This is a genomic window from Photobacterium sp. GB-56 (assembly GCF_003026105.1).
Classification (GTDB): domain Bacteria; phylum Pseudomonadota; class Gammaproteobacteria; order Enterobacterales; family Vibrionaceae; genus Photobacterium.
This window is the reverse complement of the sequence record NZ_PYNW01000020.1, coordinates 22,197-37,290: the sequence shown is the minus strand read 5'-3', so window position 1 is coordinate 37,290 and position 15,094 is coordinate 22,197. Positions and strand designations below refer to the sequence as shown.

General features: G+C 41.6%; 16 protein-coding genes. 13 read left to right on the top strand and 3 right to left on the bottom strand.

Annotated elements, in window-relative coordinates; all coding sequences use genetic code 11:
• Positions 1–108 precede the first annotated feature (108 nt).
• From lptE to lipA, 11 genes are all read left to right on the top strand, one after another.
• Positions 109–780 carry an LPS assembly lipoprotein LptE gene (gene lptE, locus C9J42_RS19220; RefSeq protein WP_105060815.1) on the top strand — a complete coding sequence of 224 codons (672 nt, stop codon included), beginning with the start codon at positions 109–111 and terminating at the stop codon, positions 778–780.
• Positions 777–1,802, top strand: a complete 1,026-nt coding sequence (gene holA / locus C9J42_RS19215) for a DNA polymerase III subunit delta (protein WP_107205369.1) — start codon at positions 777–779, stop codon at positions 1,800–1,802. Before lptE ends, holA begins: the two co-directional genes overlap by 4 nt.
• Before the next feature lie 226 nt (positions 1,803–2,028).
• On the top strand, positions 2,029–2,346 hold the full coding sequence (gene rsfS / locus C9J42_RS19210) for a ribosome silencing factor (RefSeq protein ID WP_005363382.1): 318 nt from the start codon (positions 2,029–2,031) through the stop codon (positions 2,344–2,346).
• A gap of 7 nt (positions 2,347–2,353) precedes the next feature.
• Positions 2,354–2,824, top strand: coding sequence for a 23S rRNA (pseudouridine(1915)-N(3))-methyltransferase RlmH (gene rlmH / locus C9J42_RS19205; RefSeq protein ID WP_005363385.1), 471 nt, complete (start codon positions 2,354–2,356; stop codon positions 2,822–2,824).
• Positions 2,825–2,830: 6 nt separating this feature from the next.
• Complete coding sequence (gene mrdA, locus C9J42_RS19200; protein ID WP_107205368.1) at positions 2,831–4,792, top strand: penicillin-binding protein 2; 1,962 nt, start codon at positions 2,831–2,833, stop codon at positions 4,790–4,792.
• Positions 4,792–5,913, top strand: coding sequence for a peptidoglycan glycosyltransferase MrdB (gene mrdB / locus C9J42_RS19195; protein WP_105060818.1), 1,122 nt, complete (start codon positions 4,792–4,794; stop codon positions 5,911–5,913). The genes mrdA and mrdB overlap by 1 nt, the downstream gene beginning before the upstream one ends.
• The gene (locus tag C9J42_RS19190; RefSeq protein ID WP_107205367.1) at positions 5,914–6,792 is read left to right on the top strand and encodes a septal ring lytic transglycosylase RlpA family protein; all 879 of its coding nucleotides are present in this window, start codon (positions 5,914–5,916) and stop codon (positions 6,790–6,792) included.
• Between the two features lie 239 nt (positions 6,793–7,031).
• The gene (locus C9J42_RS19185) at positions 7,032–8,207 is read left to right on the top strand and encodes a serine hydrolase (RefSeq protein WP_107205366.1); all 1,176 of its coding nucleotides are present in this window, start codon (positions 7,032–7,034) and stop codon (positions 8,205–8,207) included.
• A gap of 213 nt (positions 8,208–8,420) precedes the next feature.
• Positions 8,421–8,696, top strand: coding sequence for a DUF493 family protein YbeD (ybeD, locus tag C9J42_RS19180; RefSeq protein WP_105060821.1), 276 nt, complete (start codon positions 8,421–8,423; stop codon positions 8,694–8,696).
• A gap of 185 nt (positions 8,697–8,881) precedes the next feature.
• Entirely contained in the window at positions 8,882–9,532 is a 651-nt protein-coding gene (gene lipB, locus C9J42_RS19175; protein WP_107205365.1) for a lipoyl(octanoyl) transferase LipB, read from the top strand.
• Positions 9,529–10,500 (top strand): lipoyl synthase, encoded by a 972-nt coding sequence (gene lipA / locus C9J42_RS19170; RefSeq protein WP_107205364.1) that lies wholly within the window; start codon positions 9,529–9,531, stop codon positions 10,498–10,500. Before lipB ends, lipA begins: the two co-directional genes overlap by 4 nt.
• Before the next feature lie 89 nt (positions 10,501–10,589).
• On the opposite strand, the gene bamC is transcribed toward lipA, so the two are convergent.
• Positions 10,590–11,600: an outer membrane protein assembly factor BamC gene (gene bamC, locus C9J42_RS19165; protein WP_107205363.1), complete on the bottom strand. Its 1,011-nt coding sequence runs from the start codon at positions 11,598–11,600 to the stop codon at positions 10,590–10,592.
• 31 nt (positions 11,601–11,631) lie between these two features.
• Positions 11,632–12,510: a 4-hydroxy-tetrahydrodipicolinate synthase gene (gene dapA / locus C9J42_RS19160; RefSeq protein WP_107205917.1), complete on the bottom strand. Its 879-nt coding sequence runs from the start codon at positions 12,508–12,510 to the stop codon at positions 11,632–11,634.
• A gap of 349 nt (positions 12,511–12,859) precedes the next feature.
• On the opposite strand from dapA, the gene C9J42_RS19155 reads away from it, so the two are divergent.
• Both C9J42_RS19155 and bcp read left to right on the top strand, forming a co-directional pair.
• The gene (locus tag C9J42_RS19155; RefSeq protein WP_107205362.1) at positions 12,860–13,399 is read left to right on the top strand and encodes a glycine cleavage system protein R; all 540 of its coding nucleotides are present in this window, start codon (positions 12,860–12,862) and stop codon (positions 13,397–13,399) included.
• Positions 13,400–13,492: 93 nt separating this feature from the next.
• Entirely contained in the window at positions 13,493–13,957 is a 465-nt protein-coding gene (gene bcp / locus C9J42_RS19150) for a thioredoxin-dependent thiol peroxidase (RefSeq protein ID WP_107261813.1), read from the top strand.
• 51 nt (positions 13,958–14,008) lie between these two features.
• Here bcp and C9J42_RS19145 read toward each other — a convergent pair whose 3' ends face one another.
• Positions 14,009–15,094: an AI-2E family transporter gene (locus C9J42_RS19145; protein ID WP_107247688.1), complete on the bottom strand. Its 1,086-nt coding sequence runs from the start codon at positions 15,092–15,094 to the stop codon at positions 14,009–14,011.

Here is a 15,094-nt window from a genome sequence, read left to right as displayed (position 1 = left end):
CAGAGCGAGTAACCTTAAGATCCCCGCTTCTGCGGGGATCTTTATAATAACCGTTCAATTTTATTTTGCGCCTAGCGCACCTTCTTTTACTTCAAGGAGCTGACTTTCGTGAAAAGTTTTTTCTCGGCCAACAGCCTAACTCGACTACTTATCATTACTCTTCTCGCGCTAACAACAGCTTCTTGTGGCTTCCACCTTCGCGGTAATTACATGCTTCCTGACGGTATTGCTAAACTATCATTAACCAGTTTTGACCCTTACGGTCAGCTAACCCGTATGGTTAGATACCAATTTAAACTCCATGGTATTAGCGAAGTTGCACCTGCGAAAAATGTGCCGAACCTAAATATAAACAGTGAGTCTCAAGGTGAGCGCACTTTATCGATTTATCAAAACAACGGTAAAGCGGAATACGATTTAACCTTAACGGTTAATTACTCAGTCACTATCCCTAATCAAGGTCAGCAAACGTATACCACCAAAGTGACTCGTACGTTCCTTGATAACCCATTAACAGCATTAGCGAAGTCTGTTGAGCAAGATGAATTGGTTAACGTTATGCGTGAACAAGCCGCGCAACAAATTATGCGTAAATTAGCGCGTCTAACCGCCGTATTTAATAAGATTGAAGAAGATAAATTAGACTCTCAATTAAAAGAAATTCTTAACGAAGAAGATAAAAAAGAATCTTCAGATGAGACAGGTAAAACGATTATTACAACGTTACCTGCTAAGCAGTCAAATACAGTTATTGAGCATGATAGTCATAACGCGCAATGAGAGTTTATCCTGAACAACTGACGCAGCAACTCAATAAGGGCCTGCGTCAGGCTTACCTTTTATTTGGTAATGAGCCACTACTTAAACAAGAATGTGGTGACAATATTAAGCAACTTGCTCAACAGCAAGGCTTTCTTGAGCGCCACCGTTTTACCATTGATAACCAGTTAGATTGGAATCAAGTTCTCGATTGCTGCCAAGCCATGAGCTTATTCTCAGCCCAGCAAATCATTGAATTAGAATTTCCAGAAACAGGGCTTAATGCTAACCAAGCAAAAGCCTTGTTAGAGATTGTTGCACACTTAAACCCTGACATTCTTTTATTACTGACAGGCCCTTATTTAAATAAGAAGCAAGAAGCGACAAAGTGGTTTAAAGCACTTGATAGCTTAGGCTTATATGTGCCATGTAATACCCCCGACGCTAAACAAATGCCGCGCTTTATTCAAACCCGCTGTCGAATGCTCGGTTTAAAGCCAGATCATGAATCGGTACAAATGCTAGCGCAATGGCATGAAGGTAATTTACTGGCGTTAGCACAAAGCTTACATAAGCTGGTTTTACTTTATCCTGATGGTGAACTAACCATTATTCGCCTACAAGAAGCATTAAGTCGCCATAATCACTATACCCCTTTCCAATTGGTTGATGCGGTATTAGCAGGACAGGCAAAACGCAGCCAACGCGTGCTTCGTCAATTGCAAGGTGAGGGAGTTGAAGCCACGATCTTATTACGTACCTTGCAACGAGAGTTAACCCAGCTCTATAAGATGCAAGAGATGGGGAAAAAAGGGACACCACTTAATATCATTTTTGAGCAATTTAGAGTGTGGCAAAACCGCCGTGAAATTTATATTGGTGCACTTCATCGCTTACCGTTGTCGCGTTTAGTAAAGATCATTCGGCAATTAACTCAACTTGAAATCCAGGTTAAAACTGATTACGACACCACACCATGGCCAGCCCTTAGTGCCCTGTGTGCTGAAATCTGCGGCTTAGAAACTCACTTACAACACACATAATTCTATATAAATACGGTCTTCAGTCATTGTTGACCGTTTTTTTTATAAAACTAACCTTAAGCGGTCGAAAAATCACCGTCTGAACCATGTCCTTTTATCGCTGTCAGATAAGAGCGTGGTATACTTCCGATCTTATTACGGTCGCAACCTTTTTACCTATCCTAGCCAGTAGTAAAATAGATCATAACGACTAAACATTTATTAAACGCTTATTGAGGGAATCCCTTTGCAAGTTCAAGAACTACACGATTTCATTGTTGATAAAATTGACGACATTAAAGCACAAGACATCGTAACAATTGATGTTCGTGGTAAATCAAGCATCACAGATGTAATGGTTATCTGTACTGGTACTTCAAACCGTCACGTGAGCTCTATTGCTGATCACGTAAACAAAGAATCAAAGTTAATTGACTTCCCTCCATTTGGTATTAGTGGCGAAGAAGAAGGCCAATGGGTGATCGTTGATATGGGTAACGTAATGCTACATATCATGCAAGAAGATGCTCGCCAAGTATACCAACTGGAGAAGCTTTGGAGCTAAGTGAGTCATGAAGCTTCAATTAATTGCTGTTGGCACAAAAATGCCTAAATGGGTTGAGGAAGGCTATAAAGAATATAGCCGCCGTTTCCCTAAAGATATGCCTCTGGAATTGATTGAGATCCCAGCAGGTAAGCGCGGAAAAAATGCAGACATTGCTCGTATCCTTCAAAAAGAAGGTGAAGCGATGTTAGCTGCCGTTGCTAAGGGTAACCGAATTGTTACTCTAGATATTCCTGGCAAACGCTGGGATACCGAGCAACTAGCAGGTCAGCTAGAAGTTTGGAAACTTGATGGTCGCGACGTCTCAATTTTAATTGGCGGACCTGAAGGCCTTTCACCAGCCTGTAAAGCAGCTGCAGAGCAAAGCTGGTCACTATCACCATTAACACTTCCGCACCCGTTAGTGCGTGTCGTTATGGCAGAAAGTTTATACCGTGCATGGAGCATCACGGCTAACCATCCGTACCACAGGGAATAACCATCGATGAGACAAAAGCGAACCCAGATCCGCGACCATCGCGCTGAGTCGGCGCTGTTTTTCCGCCGAGCTCTTGTCTCATTTATTGGAATTATCATTCTGGTCAGTGTCTTATTGTTCAATCTCTTTAATATTCAGGTTGAACAACACCAAGACTATAAGACCCGTTCTAATGACAATCGAATCAAAATTGTTCCTGTCGCACCTAATCGCGGTCTTATTTATGACCGCAACGGTGTGCTTCTGGCTGAAAATCGACCTATCTATAACCTTGAAGTCACCATTGAAAAAGTACCAGACATGGAACAAACCTATGCGGATTTAAAATCAGTATTAGGTCTAACCGATGAAGACATTGAGCAATTTAAAAAAGAGCGTCGCCGTACTCGCCGTTTTAAGTCTGTGCCGATCCTTGAGGGATTAAACGAGCAGCAAGTTGCTTTGTTTGCCGTCAACCAACATAAATTCCCAGGCGTGGAAGTTAAAGCCTATTTAAAACGTTACTATCCATATGGTGATTCGCTCACGCACGTCTTGGGTTATGTCGCGAAAATTAACGATCGTGACCTTAAAAAACTCGATAAAGCTGAGAAACTCAGTAACTACAAAGCCACACGCGATATCGGTAAATTGGGTATCGAACGTTATTACGAAGATCTACTACATGGAACTTCAGGCTACCAAGAAGTCGAAGTTAACAGCCGTGGACGTATTATTCGTACCCTTAAGTACGTGCCTCCTATCCCTGGCAAAGATATTGCGTTAAATATTGATCTTCAGCTTCAGCTTTATGTACAAGAACTACTGACTGAACGTAAGATCGATCCTAAAACGGGTGAAGAGATCATTAAACACAAGCGTGGCTCTGTCGTAGTGTTAGATCCAAAAGACGATGCTATTCTCGCCATGGTTTCTAGCCCAAGTTACGATCCCAATTTATTTGTTCGTGGGATTTCCAGTAAAAAATATCGCGAATTATTAAATAATCCTGATCGCCCATTAGTTAACCGTGTCACGCTTGGCATTTATCCACCAGCATCGACGGTAAAACCGTTAATTGCAGTCGCTGCATTAACAGAAGGTGTGATCACGCCAAAAACCACCCGTAACGATCCCGGTTGGTGGCAGATCCCTAACACGACTAGCCGTAAATTCCGTGACTGGCTACGTTGGGGACATGGACGCGTCAACATTTATAAAGCCATTGAAGAGTCAGTAGATACTTACTTTTACCAAGTCGCCTACGATATGGGGATCGATAGACTTTCAACCTGGATGAATAAATTTGGTTATGGCGTCTATACCGGTATCGATATTCACGAAGAAAGTAAGGCCAACATGCCAACACGTGAGTGGAAACAAGCACGCCATAAACGTCCTTGGTATCAAGGGGACACCATTCCTGTCGGAATTGGGCAAGGCTATTGGACAGCAACACCATTACAAATAGCAAAAGCGACATCTGTACTGGTCAATAACGGTGTAGTTCATCGCCCTCATCTTCTAAAAGATGTTATTGACGAAGAAACAGTTAAACCAGCTGAATTTAAAGATTTCCCACCGATAACAGGCGTGACACCTGAAACATGGGAGATTGCTCGTGAAGGTATGCATCGTGTGCTTTATGGCAATCGTGGTACAGCACGTAAAGCATTTTATGATACGCCATATGAAGCGGGCGGAAAGTCAGGCTCAGCACAGGTATTCGGTTTGGCTGAAAACCAAAAATATAATGCTGATGAACTTGAAGAGCGTCTACGTGACCATGCGTTATTTACTGCATTTGCGCCATTTGATAAACCTGAAGTCGTCGTTGCTATGGTATTAGAAAATGCCGGTGGTGGCTCGAGTAATGGTGGGCCAATTGCACGTCAAATTTTTGATCATATGTTAATTAAACCAATCGCTGACAGCGATCTTAAATCAAAGCCTGAACTCACTGCAACACAACCAACAGAGGTACAATAATGAGTATTATGGCGGCAACCGGTACCAAGCGAACGTTAACTGATCGCTTACATATCGATATGCCACTATTACTAGGGATCCTTGCCTTAATGGGATTTGCCCTTATCATCATGTGGAGCGCAAGCGGACAAAACATTGCTATGATGGAACGCCAGGCAATGCGCATGCTGATGTCACTAGGGATCATGGTTTTACTCGCGCAAATTGCACCACGCCATTACGAAGCATGGGCACCTTACCTCTTTGGTATTGGCTTACTGCTGTTATTCAGTGTATTAGCTTTTGGTGAAGTATCAAAAGGTGCTCAACGTTGGTTAAATTTAGGTTTTGTTCGCTTTCAGCCATCAGAACTATTAAAACTCGCTGTACCTTTGATGGTGGCAAGATTCATTGGTAATCGTCCCTTACCGCCATCGATGCGTAATATCTTTGTTGCCTTAGTATTAATCTTCACACCGACCATCTTAATTGCTAAACAACCCGACCTTGGAACCTCCATTTTGGTGGCTGCATCAGGTATCTTTGTTCTGTTTCTGTCAGGAATGAGCTGGAGACTGATTATCGGGGCGTTAGTATTACTCGGTGCGTTTATTCCTGTGTTATGGTTCTTCCTTATGCACGACTACCAGCGAACACGAGTGTTGACTTTGTTTAATCCAGAGTCTGATCCGCTTGGTGCAGGATATCATATTATCCAATCCAAAATCGCGATTGGCTCTGGTGGAATAAGCGGTAAGGGTTGGCTCCATGGTACTCAATCACAGCTTGAATTTGTTCCAGAGCGACATACCGACTTCATTTTTGCTGTAATTGCAGAGGAATGGGGATTAACCGGTGTGATTGGTTTACTAACAATGTACCTGTTCATATTAGGACGAGGTTTATGGTTAGCCAGCCAAGCACAAACTGCATTTGGGCGTATGATGGCTGGTAGTATTGTATTAAGTTTCTTTGTTTATGTTTTTGTAAATATCGGCATGGTAAGTGGCATTCTGCCTGTGGTGGGTGTTCCACTTCCTTTGGTGAGCTACGGCGGCACATCCATGATGACCCTACTAGCTGGCTTCGGTATTTTGATGTCTATCCACACTCACAGAAAAATGTTGTCTAAGGCGACCTAAATGCGTTCACTTTTTTTATTGTTCTTTGTTCTACTTGCAGGATGTAGCTCCGCGCCAGATAAACCTCAACAGGCAGAGACAAAAGCAGATCAAGCCACACCCGGTTTACTGTTTAAACCCAATACTCCAACCAATGATGATCCCAACGCGGGCCGTTATTCATTAAAAGATGACCGTGCACCAAAGGTTGTACCTGATTTTAGTAAAGTGCCGCCAGTGGTACCGCATTATGAACCTTATAGCCGTGGTGGTAATAAAGACTACACATTACGTGGTAAACGCTACCATATTATAAAAAACACCAAAGGTTACACCGAGACAGGCTACGCTTCTTGGTACGGTGAAAAGTTCCACGGACACAAAACCTCTAATGGTGAAACGTACAATATGTTTGCTATGACAGCGGCACATAAAACCTTACCGCTTCCGAGTTTTGTACGCGTAACCAATACCCTTAATGGTAAATCGACCATCGTTCGAGTGAACGACCGTGGTCCATTCCATGACGGTCGTATCATCGATTTAAGCATGGCAGCTGCCGCAAAAATTGGCGTCATTAGTCTTGGCACAGCCCCAGTTAAGATAGAAGTGATAAATGTACCCAAGCCGACAAATAAAAGTACGATGAAGAACTCTCCAATTCCTCATCACTATTTTGTCCAATTAGCGGCGGTAAATAGCTTAGCAAAAGCCGAAGAGATGAAAAAAGAGCTAAAGCGTAACTTCAATACCGATATTGATATCGAAAAAATTGAGAGTCGTGCGGTATATCGTGTGCGCTTAGGCCCCTATATGGATCACCGAGATGCTGAAATACAACTTAGCAAAGTAAAATCTCATCACTATCCAAAAGCATTTATAACCACTGTTAATAGATAATGGGAACCTAATCGACATTTAGGACTCATAACATCGGCTTGTATGTTTACTCGTTTAACGTAATGAACATACAAGCTTTATTTTGTTCACAACAATGAGGTAATCACCAATCTTTGCGCACATTACGTCCGCTTAATGTCAATAATTGGGATTCTCCCCCCATTCAACTGATAGGTAAGGCGTTATCTGCTATAGTGAGCGTCATTTCTTGTCTTAGATAAACTAAAGTTATAATAATCATGAAGAAAACAGCTGCGCTTTTCCGTTCTGTCGCCATCTCAGCCACTTTGCTGGCTTCAGCTACTGTTGCTGCATCACCAGCAGTCGTACCTGAAGCTCCACAAATTGCGGCAAAAGGCTATATCCTCGTCGACTATAACTCAGGTAAAATCCTTGCCGGTCATAATGAATATGAAAAATTAGCGCCTGCTAGTTTGACAAAAATGATGACCAGTTACGTTATCGGTCAAGAAATTAAAAACGGTAACATCTCACCAGATGACACTGTTGTCATCAGTAAAAATGCATGGGCGAAAAATTTCCCAGGCTCATCTAAAATGTTCCTTGAGGTCGGTAAAAGCGTAAAAGTTTCTGACTTAAACCGCGGTATTATCGTAGATTCTGGTAACGATGCCTGTGTCGCAATGGCTGAGCACGTTGCTGGCTCTCAAGAGTCTTTTGTTGATTTAATGAATGGCTGGGCTAAAAATCTTGGCATGAAATCAACACACTTTGCAAATGTTCATGGCCTAGATCGCCCCGATCTATACACAACACCTTACGATCTTTCAATTCTAGCGCGCTCACTCATCCGTGACTTGCCTAATGAATTTAAAATCTACTCAGAAAAATCATTTACTTACAACGGCATCACCCAATACAACCGTAATGGTCTACTTTGGGATAAGAGCATGCACGTTGACGGTCTAAAAACAGGCCATACAGATAACGCAGGTTACAGCCTCGTAAGTACTGCCACAGAAGGCAATATGCGCCTGATCTCTGTTGTGATGGGCACTGCAAGTAAAAACGCTCGCCTTGCTGAGAGCAAAAAGCTACTGAACTTTGGTTTCCGTTTCTACGAAACACTTTCACCAAACAAAAAAGATCAAACCATTGAAACTGAAAAAGTTTGGATGGGTGACACTGATACAGTAAACCTAGGTGTGGCTGAAAACACCTACGTAACATTACCTCGTAGCCAAGCTAAAGATCTGAAAGCTAGCTTTGTGCTAACTAAAGAGCTAAAGGCGCCAATCACCAAAGGTGAAGTTGTCGGTAAATTAACTTACCGTGTTGGCGATCAAGACGTTGCTGAATACCCTCTTGTGGCATTAAACGATGTAAAAGAAGGTAGCCTATTTAGCCGTATGGTCGACTACGTAATGATGCTAGTACAAAGTTGGTTTAAGTAATTTAAACCATCGACTTCATCAACGACTAAGGGGCAACTTCGGTTGCCTCTTTGTTTTCATTACTGAATACAAACATTACCTCCTATATTCCCTATCCTCTTCATCCTTCCCTTGTTTTACAATCACTGACACATTAAGATGCCTGCAATACACTACTATTAACCATAATAGTAATGATGAAAGACACATTGAAAGCGAACTTTGGAGTTCTATATGCAAGAACAAGAGCAACCAAAACTAAAAGATCTACTGGAATTCCCTTGTATCTTTACTTTTAAAGTAATGGGCGAAAACAAGCCAGAATTGCCAGATCGTGTGGTTGAAGTTATTCAGAGTATTATCCCTGGTGATTACACTCCAACAACAAAACCAAGTAGCAAAGGAACATACACTGCAGTTTCTGTTGCTGTAAACGCGACCAATGTTGAACAAATTGAAACCTTATACAAAGAGTTAGGTTCAATTGATATTGTTCGTGTAGTGTTATAAGCACTATTTTTCAGGCGGTTATAATACCGCCTGTCTTCTATTCTCTTTACCTTTCTTATAATCCTCATTTATTATCCATAACTCCTTCATCAGTCGTTAACATTACATCCACAACAAGTTTAGGTATAATGCCCTGACCTGGCCTTCTTTATGATTGGCATCTTAATTATTATCTGGGTAGTACATTGCAAACAGCTCTTATTATTAAAAACCTTGGCCGTTGCGATTACCAAGCGACGTACGATGCCATGCATGAGTTCACCAATAATCGAACTGAAGACTCCGCAGATGAAATCTGGCTGGTTGAACATTCACCTGTTTTCACTCAAGGACAGGCAGGCAAAGTCGAACACTTGCTCAACACAGGCGATATCCCTGTTGTTCAAAGTGACCGTGGCGGTCAAGTAACCTATCATGGTCCTGGACAACAAGTGGCTTATATCTTGATCGACTTGCGCCGTAAAAAATTAGGTGTACGTGAATTAGTTACGCACATCGAAAATACAGTAATCAATACTTTATCCCGCTTTGGGATTAGCTCTAACGCTCGCCCTGATGCGCCTGGTGTGTATGTGAATAACCAAAAAATATGCTCATTAGGATTACGGATCAGACGTGGGTGCTCTTTTCACGGTCTGGCACTCAATATAAATATGGATCTGGCGCCTTTTCTTCGTATTAATCCTTGCGGTTATGCTGGAATGGAAATGACACAAACAGCGTCATTAAATGGCCCAACTGAACTGACGGAAGTTCAGCCTGTACTCGTTGAAGAATTAACTAAATTACTCGATTATCCGAAAATCGAGTGGATGACGGAAAGCAATCAACCATGAGTAAACCAATTAAAATTGAACAAGGCGTCAAATATCGCGATGCCGATAAAATGGCATTGATCCCAGTTCGTAACGTTGCGAATGAAGATGCGCCAAAAGAAGTATTACGTAAACCTGAATGGATGAAAATCAAGCTACCGTCTGATAGTAAGCGTATTCAGGAAATCAAATCTGCCCTACGTAAAAACAAACTTCACTCAGTTTGTGAAGAGGCTTCTTGCCCAAATTTAGCCGAATGTTTTAACCACGGTACAGCCACCTTTATGATCTTAGGTGCCATTTGTACCCGTCGTTGCCCATTCTGTGATGTTGCTCATGGTCGTCCTCTACCACCGAATGCTGAAGAGCCTGCGCATTTAGCACAGACAATCGCAGATATGAAGCTACGTTATGTGGTTGTCACCTCTGTTGACCGTGACGATCTACGTGATGGTGGCGCACAACATTTCGTTGACTGTATTACTGAGATTAGAGCCAAAAACCCAAGCATTCATATTGAAACATTAGTGCCTGATTTCCGTGGCCGTATGGACCGTGCACTAGAAATCTTCCGTGATACTGCACCTAATGTTTTTAACCACAACTTAGAAACTGCACCACGCCTGTACCGTAAAGCTCGCCCAGGTGCTAACTACCAGTGGTCACTAGATTTATTGAAAAAATTCAAAGAGCTTCATCCTGATGTACCGACTAAATCGGGTGTAATGATGGGCTTAGGTGAAACCAAAGAAGAAATCATTCAAGTATTAAAAGATCTTCGTGCTCATGGCGTTACCATGCTGACACTGGGTCAATATTTAGCACCAAGCCGTCACCACTTACCGGTTGAGCGTTATGTTCCGCCAGAAGAGTTTGATGAACTTAAAGCAATCGCTCTCGATCTTGGCTTTACGCACGCGGCATGTGGGCCATTTGTGCGATCGTCGTACCACGCCGATCTACAAGCACAAGGTGTAGAGATTAAATAATATCTCGACATTTTTGGCAGTAAGATAAAAATTAAATATAAAAAAACCGCTTTAACTAAAGCGGTTTTTTTTATGACAGAAATAACGAATTATTTCTGGAAACTTGCAGCAAAAGCGGGAGCCGCTGATTCTAAAATTTCACCGGTCACTGGCTTACCATCATTGTCAGTAATATTAATTGACGTACGATTACCAAGATCACCAACTAAAATACGGTACTTATCATCCGTTAATTTCATTGGTTTAGTCCCTAGTTTTTGCCAGAACTCATCATTAGGCTCACGGTACTTAACATCAATCAAACCTTGTGAACGGTTACGATCTTCAACAGTAAAGCCAAGTTTTTCTAACGCTTTCGGTAAACGTTCCCACATATCATTATAAGAGGCACGAGCAATAAGCACAGGGAAACCGCTGCGATCCATTCCCATTGAAATAGGGATATTTTTCAGCTGCTCAGCCGCTGCTAAACGTGCTTGCTCACGAATAGTCTCATCGTATTTCGACATCACCAAGTTAGTCATCAAAATGCTGTAACGACGTTTATTATTCGCCGTAACAGGCATCGTTTTACCATCTTCACGCCAATCCGTTAAGATAATGCGGTAACTATTCGTCGCTGGTGATTTCTCAATACTATAGCGACTGCTCACTTCATGATCTTCATCTTCATTTGTCCAGCTTACCCAATCAGTATCAATACGATCAGCGCTTTGCTTTGCAATTCCAATGTTATTTTTACTGATCAAATTTTGGGTAACTTGCCATAGTTTGGTTAAATCAGAAGTTCGAGGAAGTTGAACTGTTACACCATCTTGGTCCACGTTAGAGCGCATACCAGGGATCAGATTAAGAACCTGTTGCGGTGGGCGAATATCAACGCTAGCACCAACATCACCAGCAAATGCCTTACTCGGAATCGCGTAACTGGCATTACTAAAAGGCATAGCCCCTGACGGCAACGTCCATGATTCTAAGGGGTGAGTATCAAGATAGTTAAAATCTTGATTAGCTTGACGACGAGCCTCTGGCCCACCGGAACAAGCAGACAAACTGGTTACCACGAATGCAGCTAGTGCTAGTCGATATTTATAATTCATTTATGCTCCTGCGCTCCTACGCTTGTGCAACTTAAAGCACACCGGCATCCAAAAGAGCCTGTTTAACAACCGGTTGCTGTGACTCGCTTAATACAGTTAGCGGAAGTCGTAATTCACCATTATCAATCAAACCTAACTGATGAGCGGCCCATTTCACTGGAATAGGGTTAGCTTCAACAAACAGATGACTGTGTAATGGCATTAAACGCTGATTAATTTCTCGTGCAGCGTCAATTTGGCCACTTAATGCGAGTGTAAACATTTGAGCCATATCTGCAGCGGCAATATTTGCCGTAACAGAAATAACACCGTGACCACCTTCAGCGACAAAATCTACGGCTGTAGCGTCATCACCGCTTAATTGGATGAAATCTTCGCCACAAAGTTCCCGTGTTTTTTTCACACGAGATAAATCAGCTGTCGCATCTTTAATACCAATAATATTATCAATTTTAGCTAAACGTGCGACAGTTTCAGGTAATAAGTCTACCGCAGTTCGTCCTGGTACATTGTAAAGAATTTGCGGAATATCTGTTGCTTCAGCAATAGCTTTATAATGTTGGAATAAACCTTCTTGGGTTGGTTTATTATAGTACGGTGTCACACTTAAACATGCTGCTACACCCGTGCCAGAAAAAAGCTTGGTAATAGTGATGGCTTCATGCGTCGCATTTGCGCCTGTACCTGCAATAACAGGAACTCGTCCATCAACATATTCCAATGTTTTTAAAACAACCTTGATATGCTCATCAACGGTAAGTGTTGCAGACTCTCCCGTGGTACCCACGGCAATAATCGCATTTGTTCCTGCGTTAATATGATAATCCACCAGCGTTTTCAAACCGACGTAATCTACTTCGCCTGCTGAATCTAGTGGAGTTAATAGCGCAACCATGCTTCCTTTAAACATGTCCATCCCCCTCTTCTTATATATCCAAACGGCTTTCTCACCATTACCTTATGGGGCTGTATGCTAAAACCGTTAGGGTATAACTTTGTCATGGTACTTTTGAGTGACTATAAACTCAAGCAAAGGCTGATTGAAAACAGTGAACTAACAGGCTTTATCATCTTCTTTCATCACAATTTTGTACTTTGAAACTCAAATCTCAATAAACCCAATCCTGTTTCTCTTTTTTTGCTTAAAAATCAGTCAAATTTGATCTCAACAGCAATGACTATTGTCATTAAATTTGCCATCGTATCAATAGCAGTCTGTGCTAACATGTTTAAATTATAATTTTACAATGAAGACCAATATGGAACACTACCTTGTCATCACTGCTGTAGGTACTGATCGCCCAGGTATCTCTGATGAAATCACCCACCTTGTGACTCAATGTGGCTGTAATATCGTAGATAGCCGCATCGCCCTGTTTGGTTCTGAGTTTACCTTGATCATGCTGTTATCAGGTAATAACAATGCAATATCTCGAATTGAATCGACCTTGCCATTAAAAGGGCAAGAGCATGATCTTATTACTGTTATAAAACGTACGAGTAAACACCAACAACGTTTTTTCCCTTATACCGCTGATTTCCATGTCGAAGCTAATGATAGTCCAGGTTTAATTAAGCAATTTACTCACTTTATGGCGAGCCGACACATCGATATTTCGACGCTTAGTGCCAATACCGTTGAAAGCCAAACTGTGGAAACAATGAATAAACTTATTTTGCAAATTAGCACAAATTTACCTGAAGACTGTAATCTGATGACACTGCAAGAGGAATTTGAAACCTTGTGCCATAGCTTATCAGCAAAAGGGTCTGTGAATTTTATTAGTCATAAAAATTAACGAAAGCAAAAATAATAAGACTTTCATTATCAGCCTCATGTTCGTTCAACATGCAATGCATCGAGATACGATAACTAAAAGGATATTATACTTATGAATACGCTCACAGCAGGCATGCCTGCACCTGATTTTACTTTAATGAATCAAGATAACGAGCCTGTTAGTCTCAGTGATTTTAAAGGTAAGAAAGTACTTGCTTACTTTTACCCTAAAGCAATGACCCCTGGTTGTACGGTACAGGCATGTGGACTGCGTGACAGCAAAGCCGAGCTTGATGAAAAAAATGTAGTCGTACTGGGTATTAGTATTGATGCAGTAAAACGTCTACCAAAATTTATCGAGCGCGATAACCTAAACTTCACCCTTTTATCTGATGAAGATCATGCCGTCGCTGATCAGTTCGGTGTTTGGGGACTGAAGAAATTTATGGGCAAAGAATATGACGGCTTACACCGCATCAGCTTTTTAATTGATGAAAACGGTATGATTGAGCACGTATTTAATAAGTTTAAAACAAAAGATCACCACCAAGTGGTACTTGATTATTTAAATCAATGATCGCTTAGGTTTTAATTAGATATAAAAAAGGCCGTTTTCACGGCCTTTTTACTACACTTTTTCTGACACATCGGAGGATGATAAATTATTATCGCTCGCAGGTAATGCTCCCCACACGGCTTTAACTAATGTCGCTAATGGGATAGCAAAAAATACTCCCCAAAATCCCCATAAACCGCCAAAAAACAACACAGCAACAATAATTGCGACAGGGTGTAGATTTACCGCTTCAGAAAATAGAATAGGTACTAATACATTGCCATCTAACATTTGAATAATACCATATGCCAGTAATAGCCACCAAAAATCTGGCGTCCACCCCCACTGGAATAATCCAACCATAGCAACAGGAACCGTTACAGCAGCCGCGCCAATGTAAGGTATTAGAACAGAAAGCCCGACTAATACACCTAATAGTACGGCGTAGCGTAAATCCATAACTTCAAAAGTGATATAACTTGCAATGCCAACAATAATAATTTCAGTGACTTTACCGCGAATATAATTAGAGATCTGCTGATTCATCTCGCTGCCAACTTTGCTGGCTAAACGACGATTTTGAGGCAAAATGTTTAATAACGTGCGCAACATTTCGTCTTTATCTTTAAGTAAAAAGAAAACAAGCAATGGCACTAAGATCAGATATACCCCGATTGTTGCTAAACTGACTAATGATGCCAGTGAGCCTTTTACAACACTTTCGCCCAGTCCTAATACCTTCTCACGCAGTGTATTCATGAAATCAACCACTTGAGCCGGTTGAACAAAATCAGGGTAGCGTTCCGGTAAGCTAGATACATAGATTTGAAGATCGTTAAACATCTTCGGCACATCAGCACTTAAATTGGTAATTTGATGCCAAATCGTCGGTACTAAACCAAATAAAGCAAGCACCATTAACCCTGCAAAGACCAATAGTACGATAGCGACTGAAAGGGTTCTTGGCATCCCTAGTTTATGTAACCTTGCTACTGGCCACTCTAATAAATAAGCCAAAACAATGGCGACTAATAACGGCGTAATTAAACTGCCAAAAAAGTAAATAGTAAGAAAGCCGCCGAGAAGAATAACAACAAGGCTTACAGCGTGGGGGTCTGAAAATCGACGCTGATACCAGCGATTTAGCATGCGTAACAT